The organism is Leptotrichia sp. oral taxon 221, from assembly GCF_018128245.1.
Lineage (GTDB): Bacteria > Fusobacteriota > Fusobacteriia > Fusobacteriales > Leptotrichiaceae > JABCPH02.
Genome location: NZ_CP072378.1, coordinates 1,794,253 through 1,809,542, shown reverse-complemented (window position 1 = coordinate 1,809,542; position 15,290 = coordinate 1,794,253). Strand labels below are relative to the sequence as shown.

Below are 15,290 nucleotides of genomic sequence, written 5' to 3'. Positions count from 1 at the left end.
AAAAATAAAAAAAATGAGTATGGAATATGAAACAGTCATCGGACTGGAAGTGCATTGTCAATTAAAAACAAATACAAAAGTATGGTGTTCGTGTGATGCCGATTATGATAACAAACATCCAAATACATCGGCGTGTCCAGTGTGTACTGGTCAACCAGGAGCATTGCCAAAATTGAATGAAAAAGTGCTTGATTATGCGATAAAAGCGGCACTTGCTTTAGGATGTGAAATAAATGAGGAAAGTCAATTTGATAGAAAAAATTATTTTTATCCAGATTCGCCAAAAAATTATCAAATTACGCAATATTTTAAACCTTATGCGGAAAATGGGACTTTGAAAATTACGACAAATTCTGGAAAAGAAGCAGTTGTTGGGATTGAGAGAATTCAAATTGAGGAAGATACGGCGAAAAGTATTCACACAACTTCTGAAACATTGTTGAATTACAACAGAGCGTCTGTACCATTAATCGAGATTATTTCTAAGCCAGAAATTAAAAATGCTGAAGAGGCTTATGCGTACTTGAATACATTGAAGGATAGATTGAAATATACTAAAGTTAGTGATGTAAGTATGGAATTGGGATCGCTTAGATGTGATGCGAATGTTTCTGTTAGAAAAAAAGGTGAAAAAGAATTGGGGACTAGAACGGAAACTAAAAACTTAAATTCGTTTAAAGCGGTTATGAGAGCCATTGAATATGAAACAAATAGACAAATTGAAGTGATTGAAAATGGTGGAAGAGTTGTTCAGGAAACTAGACTTTGGGATGAGGAAAATGCTGTAACTAAGCCAATGAGAAGCAAAGAGGAAGCTATGGATTATAGATATTTCCCTGAGCCAGATTTGCCTACACTTGTAATTTCTGACGAAAGATTGGAAAAAGTAAAAGGAGAAATGCCAGAATTTGCTGATGAAAAAGCGAGAAGATTTGTAAATGAGTATAAATTGCATGAAATGGAAGCTGCAACACTTTCTTCAGAACAAGAATTAGCTGAATATTATGAAGAAATTGTAAATGATACAAAAGAGCCAAGACTTGCGGCAAACTGGGTGTTGACAGAAGTTTTGAGAGTGTTGAAGGAAAAAAATATTTCGATTTCAGAATTTAATGTAACGCCGAAAAATTTAGGAAAATTAATTAAATTGATTCAAGCGAAAACAATTAGCTCAAAAATAGCGAAAGATGTATTTGAAATTTTATTGACAGAAGATAAAGATCCTGAAATTATCGTAAAAGAAAAAGGATTAGTTCAAATTACTGATGATAGTGCGATTGAGAAAATTGTTGATCAAGTGTTGGCTGAAAATGCACAATCGGTGGAAGATTACAAAAATGGTAAGAGTAATGCGTTAAAATATCTTGTTGGACAAGCAATGAGATTGTCTAAAGGTAAGGCTAATCCTCAAATGATTAATGAAATGATTTTAGCTAGGTTAAGCTAGAATTTTTGGGGGAAAGAAATGAAATTTTTTGAAGGAAAAAATATAAAAGGAAAAAAAGAATCAGGTTCTAAAAAAAGTGGGAAAAAATTTAAAAATAATAAAGAAACAGAAATTTTTTTTAATACATTTAGTGGAAGATTAAGTATTGCGTTGAGCCTTATGTCGCTTGCATTAATTACAGTGATTGGGAGAGTCTATTACCTTCAAATCGTTGATAATAGATGGGAAAAGATTGGAGAAGCGCAGTATACAAGTATAAACAAAATAAAGGTAAAAAGAGGAAAAATTGCAACTGATGACGGTGAAGTGTTAGCTTATGATAAGGAAAATTATGCGATTATCTTGGATCCATCGATTGTTCAAAAACAGATTGTTCCAAAAGCTAAAGATAAAGGTAGTAAAAAAGAGGAAGAATTAGAAAAAGAGGCTCAAGAAAAAATAGATGCTGCTAGAAGAGTTGAAAAATTATTTTTAATATTGAAAAAATATATTCCAGAAATTGACTCTGAAAAATATATGAAGGAATTAGATGCTAAAAGTAAACGAAATGCTCGATATATGAAAATAAAAGAGATTTTTGGATATGATCAGAAGAAAGCGATTGAAAAAGAGTTAAATGATGCTGGAAATAAAGATGTGAAAAAAGGTGTTACTTTTGAAAATATTTTCACTAGAACTTATATTGATAATAGAGCATTTCAAGAAACTGTAGGATTTATCAATAATGAAAAAGAAGGACTTTATGGGATTGAGAAATTTTATGATTCTCAACTTAAAGGGACTGAAGGAGTTATAAGACTTTTTAATAAAAATAATTCGACAATGGCGAGTATGGATAAAAGTGAAAGATTGGTTGAGCCTAAAAATGGTAATAGCGTAATTTTGACGCTTGACAGTGTTCTTCAATATGCAATGGATGAGGAATTGAAAAATACTTATAATTATTATAATGCATCTTCGACAATGGGAGTTTTAATCGAAGTTGAAACAGGAAAAGTATTGGCAATGTCATCTTATCCAAAAGCTGATTCGAATACAAAAGTAAAAAATAGACCAATAACTGATTTATTTGAGCCGGGATCGATATTCAAGCCAGTTACAGCTTCGATAGGACTTGAAACAAAAGTGATTTCTCCAAACACACAAATTTATTCATCAGGTTCTATAAGAGTTGACGATAGAACTATTAAAGATCATGATGGAGTACCAATTTCAGGAAGTTTGGAAACAATTATTGCAAAATCAGGAAACGTTGCAATGGTAAAAATTGCACAAATGATAAAGAATAAAATATTTTATAATTATTTGATGAACATAGGTTTAGGGTCGAAAACAGGGATAGATACTTATTCTGAAATGACACAAAAGCTGTTTCCATTTAAAAGTTTGACAGCAGTAAAAAAATCGAATGTGGCGTTTGGACAAGGAATTGCGATGACGCAAATGCAAATGTTGATGGCGTTGAATACAGTTATAAATAATGGGAAACTTATGAAACCATATTTGGTGGATAGAATAGAAGATTCTGATGGAAAAATAATTAAGAAAAATCAGCCGACTGTTATAAAAAAGGTATTTAGTGATGAAGTTTCTAAAGCGAATAGAAGATTCATGGAAGCCGTTGTAACTAGAGGAACTGGACAAGCTGCTCAAATAAAAGGTTACAGAATTGGTGGAAAAACTGGTACGGCACAAAAATCAGGAATTGGAGGATATCAGAAAGGTCGTTATTTCAGTTCATTCTTCGCATTTTTTCCAGCTAATAATCCAAAATATGCAATATTAGTAACGATAAATGAGCCAAAAAGAACTGGAAATTACTATGGAGCGACGGTTGCGTTGCCTTCTGTAAAAAATATTTTATCGAAATTAATTGAGTATAAGAGAATTAGTCCAGATGGTGAAGTTGGCGGTAAAAAAGACGATGAAAATGATGAAAAAAAAGTTGCAGTAAAAAAAGTGGATATAAACGTTGTGAAAGAGCAATTTAACAAAGGAATAATGCCAGATCTTAAAAATTTAAGTTTGAGAGAATTTCTAGACGTTTTCCCACGAGAGAAGTATCCAAATCTTAAAATTAATGGAAGTGGAGCTGTAGTGGATCAATTTCCGAAAGCTGAAACAAAAATAAATAGAAATACGACTATAAATGTTGCATTTAAGTAAGAAAGATAAAAGGGAGGGGTTATGTATTATTATGAAATTTATGTCGAAGATCAAAAGGGTTCTTTTACTTATAAATCTGAAACAAAATATGAGATAGGTGAATGGTGCATTATAAATTTTATTAATCGTAATAAAGCAGGATTGGTGCTTTTTGAGGTTTCTGAAGATAAAATTACGTTTGATCTTTCAAAATTAAAGCCAATAATCTCTAAAGCTCCTATTTTATCTATTCCAAATCCGATAATGAATTTAATAGATTGGATGGCAAAATATTATTTGAGTGATTATTATCATGTTATAAAGACGGCATATCCAGGGGCTTTAAAGTTAACTTATTCAAAAAAAGCGATTTATTTGGAAGATTTGGAAGAATCAAAAAGATTGGATTCTGAGATTGTCGAAAAATTTAATGAATATATGCGAGAAAAGCAAGAGATTACAGAAGCAACATTAAAAAAACATTTTTCGCAAAATATTATTAATAGGGCGATTAAGGAGAAGGCTATTAAGATTGAAAAAAAGATAAATTTAAATTCAAAAAGAAAAATAGCTCAAAAAGAAAAAAGTGAATTGATAGAAAAAAATATTATTTTAAATGAAGAACAACAAAAAGCAGTAAATGAAATAAAAGAGAGCCAAAAGCAGTTTTTTTTGTTAAAAGGTGTAACTGGTTCTGGGAAAACAGAAATTTATATAAATTTAATAAAAGAGGCACTTGAAAAAGGGGAAGGGAGCATTTTTCTTGTCCCAGAAATTTCGTTGACTACGCAGATGATACAAAGATTGGAAGAACAGTTTTTAAATTCGGTGGCAATTCTGCATAGTAAATTGACAGAGCAGGAGAAAAGACAGGAGTGGACTTATATCCGAAAAGGCGAGAAAAAAATTGTAGTAGGGGCAAGGTCAGCTGTGTTTGCACCAGTGCAAAATTTGAAGTATATTGTAGTTGATGAGGAACATGAAAATACATACAAACAAGAGAATAATCCAAGATATCATACGAAAAATGTTGCGATAAAACGGGCATTGCTGGAAAAAAATGATGTGAAAGTGATTTTAGGGTCGGCGACTCCGTCATTTGAATCCTTTTACCAAGCAAAACAAGGTGATATCGAATTAATTGAATTAAAAAAAAGATACAAAGAAGCTAAATTACCAAAATATGAAATTATAAATTTGAATGAAGTTACTGAAAATTTTTCTGATAAATTATTAGAGAAAATTTCATTGACTTTGAAGAAAAAAGAACAAGTAATTTTGATTTTGAATAGAAAATCATTTTCTACGCAAGTGAGATGTAAAGACTGTGGAAATGTACCAAAATGTCCAAATTGCAGTATTTCATTGAATTATTATAAAAATGGAAATAAATTAAAATGCCATTATTGTGGATATGAAAGATTTTTTAATAAAAAATGTGATGAATGTGGGAGCGAAAGAATGATGTTAATTGGTTCGGGAACTGAGAAAATTGAGGAGGAATTACAAGAGATATTTTCTTCAAGTAAAATTGTAAGAGTGGATTCCGAAAGTATAAAATCAAAAGAGCATTACGAAAAAATTTATAATGACTTTAAGAACCAAAAATATGATATAATGTTAGGGACACAAATTATTGCGAAAGGACTTCATTTTCCAAATGTAACACTTGTTGGGGTTTTGAATGCTGACATAATAATGAATTTTCCTGATTTTCGGGCGAGTGAAAAAACATTCCAGTTGCTAGTGCAATCTGCAGGTCGTGCAGGTCGTGGTGAAAAAGAAGGAGAAGTTGTCATTCAAACATTTAATGAGGAAAATGATGTTATAAAAAAAATAGTAGAAAATGATTATGAAGGATATTATGAAAATGAGTTAATTTTGAGAAAAACCTTTAATTATCCACCGTTTGGACGATTAATTATTTTAAATTTATCATCAACAGATGAGAAATTACTGGAAGAGAACTCAAAATTATTATATAATGAACTAGAAAATAAAATAAAAGAAACTCTGGCTATAACAATGAATGAATTTATTTCTGAACCATTCAACGCTCCAATTTACAAAATGAAAGGGCGTTATCGAAAACAAATATTCATAAAATTTAGCAGAGAGCATATAAATAAAGTAAAAAATATTATTAGGAGAGTGCTTTTTAATTTTGAGCATAGAAAAATTAGGATAAATATAGATGTAGATCCAATAAATATGTTATAATACAACAAAAGGGATAAGGAGAATATATGAAAATAGTTTTATATGGACACCCAACTTTAAGAAAAGTGTCAACAGAAGTAACAGAAATAAACGATGAAGTAAAAGAAACTTTAAGTCAAATGGTTGATAAAATGAGGGAAGCTAATGGAGTAGGTCTTGCAGCAAATCAAGTAGATGTTGATAAAAGATTTTTTGTTTTGGAAATTGATGGAGTTGTAAAAAAAGTGATAAACCCAGAAATTTTAGAAAACAGTGAAGAAGAAATCGATTACGAAGAAGGCTGCTTAAGCATACCAAATGTTTACAAAAAAGTAGTTAGACCAGAAAAAATTAAAGTAAAATATCAAAATGAAGAAGGAGAAGAAATCGTAGAAGAACTAGAAGAAATGTGGGCTAGAGCATTCCAACACGAATTAGACCATTTAGATGGGATTTTATTCGTAGACAGAGTCTCGCCACTAAGTAAAAAATTAATTGCAAAAAAACTAGAAACATTGAAAAAGAATTTCTTAAAAGGAAAAATTTATAGAGAAGATGTTATTGAATAATTTTTTTGATAAGAGATGAGAATAGAATTTTGATAATATCATAATTATTGAAAGTCTTTTTGGTTTCTTTTTGTGATAACCAAAAGAAAGAAGTTAAAAAGGAGGAGATTTTTTGAAAACAATATTCATGGGAACCCCAGAATTTGCAATACCAAGCCTAAAAGTAGTTTCCCAAAATACAGATTTAAAATTAATTTTTACAAAAGAAGACAAGCGTAACGCAAGAGGTAACAAAATTATTTATTCACCTGTAAAACAGTTTGGATTGGATAATGACATTGAAGTTATTCAGCCGAAAAGAATGAAAGATGAAGAAGTTATTGATAAAATAAAAGAGGTAAATCCAGATTTAATAGTAGTTGTGGCGTATGGAAAAATTTTGCCAAAAGAAATTATTGATATTCCAAAATATGGGATTATAAATGTGCATTCTTCGTTGTTGCCGAAATATAGAGGTGCTTCACCGATTCATTCTGCAATTTTGAATGGAGATAAGGAGTCTGGAGTAAGTATTATGTATATCGAGGAAGGTTTGGATTCTGGAGATGTGATTTTGAAGGAAACTTGTGAAATTACAGAAGATGATACGCTTGGGACTTTGCATGACAGATTGAAGGAATTGGGTGCAATTGGATTGGAAAAGGCTTTGAAATTGATTGAAGCGGAAGAAGTGAAAGCAGAAAAACAAGATGATTCAAAAGCGACTTTTGTCAAACCGATTACGAAAGAACAGGCAAAAATTGATTGGAATAACACAAAAGAAGTGATTTTTAATCAAATTAGAGGATTGAATCCTTTTCCAGGAGCGTACACTCATAATGAAAAAAATGAAAATATAAAAATATATAAGAGTGAAAAACTTGAAAAAGAATATGATGGAGAAAATGGGACAGTTGTGGAAATGACGAAAAAAGGGCCTGTTGTAAAAGTGGCGAATGGTGCACTAAGGTTATTAGAAATAAAATTTGAAGGGAAAAAACTTCAAAGTGGAGCAGATGTTGTAAATGGTAGAAAAATGGCAGTAGGAGAGAAATTATTCTAACAATTATTTAAAAAAATATAAAAAATACCTAAAGTAAAAAAATTAAGTATTTTAGGAGGAAAAATGGGACTAAAATTAAAAAAATTGGATATATCAGACAGAGTAGTTCAAAGATTGACAGAATATTTGTCAATATTAAAAGAAGTTAGCAAAAGTGATAATGAAATAAATTCTATAGAATTATCAAAAATTATGAACACTACATCAGCGCAAGTGAGAAAAGATTTGTCGACTTTTGGAGAGTTTGGAGTTAGAGGAAGAGGCTATGATGTAAATAAATTAATTGAGATAATCGAAGGAATTTTGGGAATAAACGTAGTAAACAATATTATTGTAGTTGGACATGGAAAAATGGGAGAAATGATTGCTTCGAATAGTAAAGTTTTGGGGAAAGGATTCAAAATTGTAGGAATTTTTGATAAGGATCCAAATAAAATTGGAAAAGAAGTATTAGATCACTTGGTAGTACAAGATGTGGAGAATATAGGTGAGTTCTTAAAAGATACAACTTTAAAAGTAGAAACAGCTATTTTGGCAGTTGTAAAGGAACAAGCTCAAATAGCAGCGAATAACCTTATTAAAAATGGAATAAAAGCGATATTAAATATGACAACATACAAATTAGAAGTTGATGATAATATAACTGTTATAAATATGGATATATCTGCAAAATTGCAAGAATTAAACTTTTGGAGAATTTTAAATTCTATAAATATTGAAGAGGAGACTGAATGATAATAATTGATGGAAAAGAATTTTCAAAAAAGATTTTAGAAGAAATTTCTAATGAGCAAAAAGAAATTGTAGAGAGAAAAAATTTAAGACCAGCAGGATTGGCTGTTATTATTGTTGGAGAAAATCCAGCTTCTCAAGTTTATGTAAGAAATAAAACTAGAGCTTGTGAAAAAGTGGGATTCTATTCAGAAACAATAAAATTGGAAGAAAATATTTCAGAAAATGATTTGATTAAAAAAATTGAAGAATTGAATGAAAATGATAAAATAGACGGAATATTAGTGCAACTTCCATTGCCAAAACGTATTGATGAGTTGAAGGTAATTAATTCTATTAAACCAGAAAAAGATGTAGATGGATTTAGTAACGTAAATGTTGGAAAAATGGTTATTGGAGATGAAAGTGGGTTTTTATCGTGCACACCTTATGGAATTATGCAGCTGTTGGAAGGTTATGATATTGATGTGAATGGAAAAGATGTTGTTGTTGTTGGAAGAAGTAATATTGTTGGAAAACCAATGGCAATGATGTTGATTCAAAAAGGTGCGACAGTTCAAGTTTGTAATTCTAGAACAAAAGATTTGAGTAAAAAATTGAAAAAAGCTGATATAATCGTGGTAGCAGTTGGTGTTCCAAGAATGATAAAAGCTACTGATGTTAAAGAAGGTGTTGTTGTTATTGATGTTGGGATAAATAGAGTTGATGGGAAATTGTGTGGAGATGTTGATTATGAAGATGTAGCACAAAAAGCGTCTTATATCACGCCGGTTCCTGGAGGAGTAGGACCAATGACGATAGCAAGTTTGATAAAAAATACTTTTATTTCTTATCAAAGAAAAATTTATTAAAATTTTAAAACAAAGCCTTTTTTGTTTCTTTTTGTGGCTAACAAAAAGTAATATAAATAATTTTTAGGAGGAAAAATATAGTGAAAGATAAAATTAAATTTATAAAAGAGTTAGCAGAAAGCATGAATGAAAATAAGATTGAAACTGTAAAATACGAAGAGGCAAGTTTTGAAATTCAATTAAGTAAAAAGAAAAAAGAGAGAAATATAATTGTTAATGGTGGAGGAGTTGCACCAGCACAGTATTCTCAACCAGCACCTGTACAACAAGAAGTTGCAAGTGAAGAAACTGTTACTGAGGTAGCACCAGCAGAAGAAATTACTGGAACTGAAATTGTTTCACCAATGGTTGGAACTTTTTATGGTTCAGCATCACCAACATCAGAACCATTTATCAAAGAGGGAGACACTGTTACAGAAGGTCAAACAATTTGTATTGTTGAGGCAATGAAATTGATGAATGAAGTAAAATCTACAGTAAATGGAAAAGTGAAAAAGATACTTGTGAAAAATGGAGATGCAATTAAAAAAGGTCAAACAATTGCGATTATTGGATAGTGAAGGAAGGAGATTTGTGAGTTGGAAGAAAAGAGGATTTGGATGGAAATCATCTTATTAGTTGTTATGCTATTTTTATCAGCATTTTTAGTAGCAGCTGAAACAGCATTAAGTTCGTTAAAAAAAATTCATATGAAAGGAAATGAAACTTCAAAAAGTCAAAAAGATACAGAAGAATTATTAAATATTTGGCTAAAAAATCCAAATGAGCTTTTGACGACACTCTTGCTTTGTAAAACGATAGCGTATTTGCTTTTAATTGGAACAATGTTAAGAATTTCGAAGGATATTTATAAAATATATGAATTGAATATGTCAAAAAATATATACTATTCAATTGCGTTTGCATTGATTTGTACAGTAGTAGTTTTATTTGTTGAGTTATTTTCGAGAGCAATAGCCAAAAGTAAGGTTTATAGTATTTCGAAATTTACAATAGTTCCGTTGAATACTCTAAGAATAATATTGAGACCATTAATATTAATTTTTATTCAAATTTCAAAAGGAATGATGAAAGTATTTAAAATAAATACTAGTTCTCAAATATTTAAGATAACGGAAGACGATATAATTACTTATATTAAAGAAGGTACTGAAAGTGGAGCAATTGAAGAAGGCGAAGAGGAAATGTTACATAGCATTTTTGAGTTTTCTGACACAGCAGTAAAAGAAATCTTAACACCAAGAAGAGATATATTTGCTATAGAGGCTGAAAAAGAGCTTGGCGAAGTAATAGATGAGATATTTGAACAAGAATTTTCAAGAATACCAATTTACAGTGAAACGATTGATAAGATTGTAGGAATTGTTCATATAAAGGATTTATTGGAATATATAAAAGATCAAAAACTACATTTAAAAATGAAAGATTTGATGAAAGATGTCTATTTTGTTCCTGCGACAAAAACGTTGCTTGAATTGCTAGAGGAATTTAGAGAGAAACAATCTCACATGGCTGTAATAATTGATGAATATGGTGGAACATTGGGAATTGTTACGATTGAAGACCTTTTGGAAGAAATTGTTGGAGAAATTCGTGATGAATTTGACCAGGAAGAAGAGAATATTCAACAGGTGACAGATAAAATTTATGATTTGAAAGGTGATACTTTGATTGAGGAAATTAATTCGGAATTATCAGTAAATATACCGCTTTCAGAAGAGTATGATACGATTTCTGGATATTTTCAAGATAAATTAGGAAAAGTCGCTGAAATTTCTGACCATATAACAGGAGAAGGATATATTTTGAAAGTTATGGAAGTCGATAACATGAGAGTTGAGAAAATTAGAATAGTAATCACTGGAAAAGATAACGAGGAGAACGAAGATGGAAGAGATTAGGCCTAGAGTGAGAGTGGCAGGAGTATTGATTGAAAATGGAAAGATACTTTTGATACAGCATCACAAAGAGGATAAAAAATACTGGTTAGTACCTGGTGGAGGTGTAGACTGGGGAGAAAGTACTTCAGAAGCATTGATTAGGGAGTACAAGGAAGAGACAAATTTGGATATAGAAGTGGAAAGTTTTCTATTTTTGTCAGAAACAATAGCACCTGATAAAAATAGACATGTTATAAATTTATATTTCAAAATAAAAAGAGCAGAAAATACTAAAAGTGAATTACATCTAGGGGACGAAGCAGTTTTGACAGATTTGAAATTTGTTGAAAAAGATGAAATTGAAAATATTCAATTATATCCGAATATAAAAGGTCAATTAATAAAATTATTAAATAATGAACCAGTAATTCCGTATTTGGGATTATTGTGGGATAAATAAAATTAGGAGGATAAATGACTACTCAAGAAGTACAAGAAGTATCAAAATTATTAAGAACAATAGAGGATTTTCCAGAGAAAGGAGTTATTTTTAGAGATATAACGACTGTTTTAAAAGATAAAAAAGGATTGCAGATTGTTATAAAAGATTTTACAGAAAGATATAAAGATCAAGGGATTGACTATGTTTTAGGTGCAGATGCGAGAGGATTTATTTTTGGAGCGGCGATTGCGTATAACATTGGTGCGGGATTTGTTCCAGCTAGAAAACCTGGTAAATTACCGGCTGAAACTGTAAAAGAGGAATATGAATTGGAATATGGAAAAAATAGTATCGAAGTTCACAAAGACGCTATCGAAAAGGGATCGAAAGTTTTAATCGTAGATGATTTGTTAGCGACAGGAGGAACAGCAGCAGCAATGGTAAAATTAATTGAAGATTTAGGTGCTGAAATACACGAATTGGCATTTATGATTGAATTAGAAGATTTAAAAGGAAGAGAATTGTTACACGGAAATAAAGTTTATTCGCAATTAAAATATTAGAAGGAACAGGGGATTTTTAATAAGAGATTCTTATTTTAAATTCCCTTTTTTGAGACTATATTAGGTTATTTCAATAATGAAAAAATTTTATAAAATATAGAATATATTTATCAATAAAAATAATATTTTTGATTTGAGAAATATCCTTAATAAAATTGCTGGAGGTAAATTATGACTGAAGAAAAATTGTTACAACAATTAATTGATAGAATAAAAGAAAATAATTTAGATGTTGATATTGAAAGGATTTCACAAGCATTTATTTTGGCGAATGAATCTCATATTGGGCAAAAGCGGAAAAGTGGAGAAGACTATATTTTACATCCAATTGAGGTAGCGAAAATACTGGTTGATATGAAAATGGATACTGATACGATTATTGCTGGGATTTTGCATGATGTTGTTGAAGATACGTTGATTACATTGCCTGATATTGAGTATATTTTTGGTATTGATGTAAGAAAATTGGTTGATGGAGTTACGAAATTAAGAAATTTGCCAAGAACTGATAGTAAGAGAATTGAGAACATTAGAAAAATGGTCGTTGCAATGGCTGATGATATTCGGGTTGTAATTATAAAATTGGCGGATAGACTGCATAATATGCGGACTTTGAAATATATGAAACCTGAAAAGCAAATTGAGAAATCGAAGGAAACGATAGAAATTTATGCGCCGATTGCTCATAGAATTGGAATGGCAAAGATAAAATGGGAACTTGAGGATATCAGTTTCAGATATTTGGAGCCAGAAAAATATCAGGAAGTTAGGGAATTGGTAAATACGAAGAGAAAAGAGCGGGAAGAGTACACAAGCCGAGTTATTGAGGAAATTACTGCTGAGTTGAAAAAACATAAGTTAAAAGGGGAAGTTACTGGAAGACCAAAACATTTGTATAGTATTTACAAGAAAATGTATGAGAAAGAAAAGAAATTTGCTGATTTAAATGATTTGATTGCGATTCGGATAATTGTTGACAAGGAAGAAGAGTGCTACAACGTTTTAGGAATTATTCATAATTTGTATATTCCTGTCTCAGGTAGATTTAAGGATTATATCGCTGTTCCGAAAATAAATGGATATCAATCGATTCACACAACAGTTAAAGGGCCTAACGATCAAAATGTAGAAATCCAAATAAGAACAGCTCAAATGCATAGAATTGCAGAAGAAGGGATTGCAGCACACTGGAAATACAAAGAGAAAAAAACAAAAGATAAAAATGAACAATATTATGCAGCTGTAAAACAAATGATTCAAACAAATGCGGACAATCCAAAAAATTATGCACAAGCAGTATTAAATCAAACGATTTTTATTTTTACACCAAAAGAAGATGTATTGGAATTGCCAATTAATTCAACGGCTTTGGATTTTGCGTTTCAAGTACATACACAAATTGGATATAGAACAATTGGTGCGAAGGTAAATGATAGAATTGTTCAGCTTGACCAAGTTTTGGAAAACGGAGATAAAGTTGAAATAATGACTTCTAAAAATGCCAAAGGACCTGGAAAAGACTGGATTAATATGGTAAATAACCACAGTTCAAAAACTAAAATCAGAAAATGGTTTAAAGATAAGGAATTTGAGCAAAAAATTAAAGAAGGTGAACAATTACTTGAAAGAGAGTTCGATAAATTAGGTATTAAATTGAAGGATTTGGAAGAGGATGAAAGAGTATTCCTTTATATGAAGAAATTTAATATTTCTACAATGGATTTGCTTTATTACAAATTTGCGGTTGGAGATTTGTCGCTTGACGGATTTTTGAATAAATTTGAGACAAAAGAAGAGAAAAATTTGAATCAAGTTTTGGAAGAAGAAACAGAAAAAGGAAATAAACGAAAAGAAAAAAGTCATGGTGGAATTAAAATTTCTGGAACAGAAAATACGATGTATCGTTTTGCAAAATGTTGTAGTCCATTGCCAGGAGATGATATAAGAGGATATGTAACACGTGGACGTGGAATTGCAATTCATCGTTCTGATTGTCAAAATTACCAAACACTTGTAGAACGAGAACCTGGACGTGAAATTGAAGTTTACTGGGATGAAGAAGTAATAAACTCAAATGCTACAAAATATCAGTATAATTTCACTGTAAAAGCAATCGAAAGAAACGGAATTTTATTAGACATAATTCGAATATTAAACGAATACAAAATGGAATTAGTAAACGTAAACACAAACCAAACAAGAGAAAATGGAAACAGATATGTTCTACTACATTTTGGAATTATGATAAGAAAAAGAGATGATTTTGACAGACTTGCAAACAACTTATTATCAATGAAAGATGTTACGGATATTTTAAGAAAATGAAAAAAGGGAACAGGGGGATAATAAAATGAAGAAAACATTATGGATTATAATAATTTTTATTGGATTACTTTATTATCGTTCAATAGGAGAAAGTGTAGATTTTAAAGTAATTTTTGAAATTGTAATAGCATTATTCATATTTAAAATTCTTTTTAATATAACGAAAAAGTTATTTGGAATAGCTTTGGTTATATTTTTTGTATATTTTTTAATACATTATTTTTTATAAAATTAGATATTTTGAAAAGAAGGGAAAGTAATGAAATTATTAAATTTGAAAATAGATAAAATTGTTAGGAATAAAAATCAACCGAGGAAAAATTTTGATATTGAAAAATTAGAAGAATTAAAAAATTCAATAAAAAATAATGGTTTGATTCAGCCGATAGTTGTTAGAAAATTGAAGAGTAATAAATATGAGATTATTGCTGGAGAAAGACGGTACAGAGCTTGTAAGGAATTGGGAATGAGTGAGATTTCAGCATTGGAAGTACAGGCAAATGATTCAAAAAGTTATGAATTTTCTGTTTTAGAGAATATTCAACGAGAAAATTTAAATCCGATTGAAGAAGCTGAATCGTATTTGATGTTGATGGAAGTTTATGGGTATAATCAAGAGAAATTGGCAGAAAAGCTAGGAAAAACGAGGTCATCGGTTTCTAATAAATTGAGAATTTTGAAATTGCCGTTTTCTGTGAAGGAAATGGTTAGAGCTGGAGAAATTTCTTTTGGACATTCGAGAACACTTCTGGGGCTTAGAGATGAATCTCAAATTGAAGAAATGGCTCAAAAAGTGAAGAATGAGAAAGTATCTGTAAGAGAATTGGAAAGAATGATAAGAAATCTTTCACAAAAAAATAATAAAAAAAAATATAATAATAATGAAAAATGTGGTAAAATAGAACCTGAAAATTCTGAAAAAGAATTTATCGAGGATAGATTGAGAGAATTTTTTGAAACACAAGTAAAAATAATAGGCAATTTAGATTCAAGTGGTAAAATACAAATAGATTTTTCAGATTATGAGGAATTGAAGAGGATAATAGAATTGATGAAAATTTCTTTCTAAAAATAAAATAGTTTTGGAAAGGAGGC

14 protein-coding genes are annotated in these 15,290 nt (G+C 30.2%); all 14 read left to right on the top strand.

All coding sequences use genetic code 11. The features are described from left to right. The first annotated feature begins 13 nt into the window (after positions 1 to 13). The 14 genes from gatB (at position 14) to J4863_RS07985 (ending at position 15,264) form a co-directional block, all read left to right on the top strand. Complete coding sequence (gatB, locus tag J4863_RS08050; RefSeq protein ID WP_211618229.1) at positions 14 to 1,447, top strand: Asp-tRNA(Asn)/Glu-tRNA(Gln) amidotransferase subunit GatB; 1,434 nt, start codon at positions 14 to 16, stop codon at positions 1,445 to 1,447. 18 nt (positions 1,448 to 1,465) lie between these two features. Continuing rightward, positions 1,466 to 3,613: a penicillin-binding transpeptidase domain-containing protein gene (locus J4863_RS08045; RefSeq protein ID WP_211618228.1), complete on the top strand. Its 2,148-nt coding sequence runs from the start codon at positions 1,466 to 1,468 to the stop codon at positions 3,611 to 3,613. Between the two features lie 21 nt (positions 3,614 to 3,634). After that, positions 3,635 to 5,812 (top strand): primosomal protein N', encoded by a 2,178-nt coding sequence (priA, locus tag J4863_RS08040; RefSeq protein ID WP_211618227.1) that lies wholly within the window; start codon positions 3,635 to 3,637, stop codon positions 5,810 to 5,812. Positions 5,813 to 5,838: 26 nt separating this feature from the next. Further along, complete coding sequence (gene def, locus J4863_RS08035; protein WP_211618226.1) at positions 5,839 to 6,360, top strand: peptide deformylase; 522 nt, start codon at positions 5,839 to 5,841, stop codon at positions 6,358 to 6,360. A gap of 112 nt (positions 6,361 to 6,472) precedes the next feature. After that, the gene (fmt, locus tag J4863_RS08030; protein WP_211618225.1) at positions 6,473 to 7,402 is read left to right on the top strand and encodes a methionyl-tRNA formyltransferase; all 930 of its coding nucleotides are present in this window, start codon (positions 6,473 to 6,475) and stop codon (positions 7,400 to 7,402) included. A gap of 63 nt (positions 7,403 to 7,465) precedes the next feature. Beyond that, on the top strand, positions 7,466 to 8,137 hold the full coding sequence (locus tag J4863_RS08025; protein ID WP_211618224.1) for a redox-sensing transcriptional repressor Rex: 672 nt from the start codon (positions 7,466 to 7,468) through the stop codon (positions 8,135 to 8,137). Next, positions 8,134 to 8,985, top strand: a complete 852-nt coding sequence (gene folD, locus J4863_RS08020; RefSeq protein WP_211618223.1) for a bifunctional methylenetetrahydrofolate dehydrogenase/methenyltetrahydrofolate cyclohydrolase FolD — start codon at positions 8,134 to 8,136, stop codon at positions 8,983 to 8,985. Before J4863_RS08025 ends, folD begins: the two co-directional genes overlap by 4 nt. 80 nt (positions 8,986 to 9,065) lie before the next feature. Continuing rightward, positions 9,066 to 9,542 (top strand): acetyl-CoA carboxylase biotin carboxyl carrier protein, encoded by a 477-nt coding sequence (accB, locus tag J4863_RS08015; RefSeq protein WP_211618222.1) that lies wholly within the window; start codon positions 9,066 to 9,068, stop codon positions 9,540 to 9,542. Between the two features lie 21 nt (positions 9,543 to 9,563). Next, positions 9,564 to 10,886 (top strand): hemolysin family protein, encoded by a 1,323-nt coding sequence (locus J4863_RS08010; RefSeq protein WP_211618221.1) that lies wholly within the window; start codon positions 9,564 to 9,566, stop codon positions 10,884 to 10,886. Continuing rightward, complete coding sequence (locus J4863_RS08005; RefSeq protein WP_211618220.1) at positions 10,873 to 11,325, top strand: NUDIX domain-containing protein; 453 nt, start codon at positions 10,873 to 10,875, stop codon at positions 11,323 to 11,325. Before J4863_RS08010 ends, J4863_RS08005 begins: the two co-directional genes overlap by 14 nt. Before the next feature lie 14 nt (positions 11,326 to 11,339). Beyond that, positions 11,340 to 11,870 (top strand): adenine phosphoribosyltransferase, encoded by a 531-nt coding sequence (locus J4863_RS08000; protein ID WP_211618219.1) that lies wholly within the window; start codon positions 11,340 to 11,342, stop codon positions 11,868 to 11,870. Positions 11,871 to 12,041: 171 nt separating this feature from the next. Further along, positions 12,042 to 14,195, top strand: a complete 2,154-nt coding sequence (locus J4863_RS07995; protein WP_211618218.1) for a bifunctional (p)ppGpp synthetase/guanosine-3',5'-bis(diphosphate) 3'-pyrophosphohydrolase — start codon at positions 12,042 to 12,044, stop codon at positions 14,193 to 14,195. A 25-nt stretch (positions 14,196 to 14,220) separates the two neighbouring features. Next, positions 14,221 to 14,424: a hypothetical protein gene (locus tag J4863_RS07990; RefSeq protein ID WP_211618217.1), complete on the top strand. Its 204-nt coding sequence runs from the start codon at positions 14,221 to 14,223 to the stop codon at positions 14,422 to 14,424. Positions 14,425 to 14,454: 30 nt separating this feature from the next. After that, positions 14,455 to 15,264, top strand: coding sequence for a ParB/RepB/Spo0J family partition protein (locus J4863_RS07985; protein WP_211618216.1), 810 nt, complete (start codon positions 14,455 to 14,457; stop codon positions 15,262 to 15,264). Positions 15,265 to 15,290: the final 26 nt, after the last annotated feature.